1 protein-coding gene is annotated in these 3,053 nt (G+C 44.5%); it reads left to right on the top strand.

What is annotated here, in order from left to right; translation table 11 throughout:
- Nucleotides 1-122: 122 nt before the first annotated feature.
- A partial coding sequence (locus tag EG849_RS15375; protein WP_449404086.1) for a DUF7507 domain-containing protein occupies nt 123-3,053 on the top strand: 2,931 nt, incomplete at its 3' end.

Genomic DNA, 3,053 nt, shown 5'->3' with positions numbered 1-3,053 from the left:
ATGTAACGGTTGAATGTTCTGCGGTACCAACTGCAGTAGTTTTAACGGCAACGGATAATTGCGATACGGCAATAGTTACGATTCCTGTATCAGCATCGGTGATCGATGCTAATCCAGACATTATGTTTCCTGTAAATGGATATGTAGGAACTACAAATGGAGGTAATATTTTTGTAAATAATGGAGGTGGTCCTGATACTTTAAACGGAGTTCCTGTTTTACTTTCTCAAGTAAATCTTACAGTTGTAACTCCTGCTACAGCTATCAACAACGCACCAATACCATACATTGATATCACAACAGGATTAGTTGTTGTTCCAGCGGGAACTCCAGCTGATATATACACTATTACTTATCAAATATGTGAAAAATTAAATCCAAATAACTGTGATGTTACTGTAGTAAAAGTGACAGTTTATGCAGCAGCGATAAATGCTGTTGACGACAACATTTCTTCAAATAATGGCGCGAGCGGAAACAGTAACGCAGGAAACATCTTCGCTAATAACGGAAGCGGAATCGACACATTAAACGGTGCCCAGGTCTTGATTTCTAACGTAAATCTTTCGGTAACCGCTCCTGCAACGCCAAACACGGCCGGAGCCATGGTTCCTACAATCGACCTTGCAACCGGAAACGTGGTAATTCCTGCGGGAACTCCAGCCGGAAACTACACCATCACCTACCAGATCTGCGAAAAATTAAACCCGACGAATTGCGATACGGCGGTAGTGACGATTCCTGTATATACTCCTTCCATCAAATTATTGAAAGAAGGAACTTATGTTGATTCTAGTCTTCCGGTTGGAGTATCGGTTGGAGATATCATTAATTATACATTTACAGTAATTAACAATGGAACGATTGCTCTTACAAATATTACGGTAACTGATCCGCTTGTAACCGTTATCGGTGGGCCAATTGCTACTTTAGCTGCTGGAGCATCAGATTCAACAACATTCACAGCAACTTATACAGTTACACAGACTGATATCGATGCGGGACAAGTAAACAACCTTGCAATTGCAACAGGAACACCACCTGCTGGTCCTCCAGTTTCAGATACTTCATCTGACCCTACTCCATGTGCTACTTGTGAGCCAGTTGTTGGATGTCCTGATTGTACTTCTACTGAGCTTCCTTCAAATCCAAGTATCAAAATAACTAAGGATGGGACTTACGTGGACAATAACGGTGATGGAATTACAAATGCTGGAGATACTGTTACATATGCATTTGTGATCACAAACACAGGAAACGTTACTTTAACGAATGTGACTGTGACCGATAATAATGCTGTAGTTTCAGGCGGACCAATTGCAACTCTTGTTGTGGGGGCCACAGATTCAACAACATTTACTGCTGTTCACACAATTACTCAAGCAGATATTACTGCAGGACAAGTAAATAACTTGGCACTTGCTACGGGCACGACTCCTTCAGGAACACCAGCTACAGATGAATCTTCCGACCCTACTCCTTGTACCACTTGTACTCCTTCTCCTGGATGTTTAGATTGTACAAATACACCATTGATTAATGCCGTAAATGACATTTTTAATGCAATTGCTTGTAATGTAAATGGTGTAGCAGGAAATATTTTAGCTAACGATACTTATGGTTCGACTTTCGTTAACACGAATGCTTCTAGCCAAGTAAATTTGACTGTATTATCAGGAACTAATTCTTACATAAACTTTAGCTCAACTGGTAATGTAAATATTTCAAGCGGTATCGCCGCAGGTACTTATACTATTACTTACCAAATATGTAGTGCTCTATCTCCAAACGTTTGTGACAAAGCAACGGTTACCATAAATATAGTAGATACAACTGCGCCAATGTTTGTTGAAACACCGCCAGCAAATGTTACGGTTGAATGTAATGCGGTTCCAACTGCGCCAACATTGACTGCGACTGACACTTGCGGAAGCGCTACTGTAACGTTTACTACATCGACAACCAACGGAAACTGCCCAGAAAATTATACTATAACTAATACTTGGACTGCAACTGATGCTTCTGGAAACACAACGATTCACCTTCAGACAGTAACGGTTCAAGACACCACGGCTCCGACTTTTGTGGAAGCACTTCCAGCGAATGTAACGGCAGAATGCTCTGCGGTTCCGACCGCCCCTATTTTGACTGCTACAGACAACTGCGGAACTGCGACAGTTGCTTATTCTGAAACGACTGCGCCGGGAACCTGCGCCGGAAATTACATCCTGACAAGAACATGGACAGCGACAGACCTTTGCGGGCTGACTGCGACTCATATCCAGACAATTACCGTTCAAGACACGACGGCTCCGACTTTCGTGGAAACACTTCCAGCAGATATCACGGTAGAATGCTCGACGGTTCCGACTGCCCCGACCTTGACTGCTACCGACAACTGCGGAACTGCTTCGGTTGCCTATTCTGAAACGACTGCGCCAGGAACCTGTGCAGGAAATTATATCCTGACAAGAACATGGACGGCAACAGACCTTTGCGGGCTGACTGCGACTCACGTTCAGACAATCACTGTTCAGGACACGACAGCTCCGACATTTTTGGAAGCACTTCCAGCGAATATCACGGCAGAATGCTCTGCGGTTCCAACCGCCCCGACATTGACTGCGACAGACAACTGCGGAACTGCGACAGTTGCTTATTCTGAAACCACTGCGCCAGGAACCTGTGCAGGAAATTATATCCTGACGAGAATATGGACGGCGACAGACCTTTGCGGGCTGACTGCGACTCATATCCAGACTGTAACGGTTCAGGACACGACGGCTCCGACATTTATGGAAGCACTTCCAGCGAATATTACGGTAGAATGCTCAGCGGTTCCGACCGCTCCTATTTTGACTGCGACAGACAACTGCGGAACTGCGACAGTTGCTTATTCTGAAACATCTGCGCCAGGAACATGCGCTGGAAGCTATACCTTGACAAGAACATGGACCGCGACAGACCTTTGCGGGCTGACTGCAACCCACGTCCAAACAATAACTGTTCAAGACACGACGGCTCCAACATTTGTGGAAACACTTCCAACCAAT

This window comes from Flavobacterium macacae (genome assembly GCF_003865365.1).
Lineage (GTDB): Bacteria > Bacteroidota > Bacteroidia > Flavobacteriales > Flavobacteriaceae > Flavobacterium > Flavobacterium macacae.
This window is presented reverse-complemented; position numbering and strand designations above follow the sequence as displayed.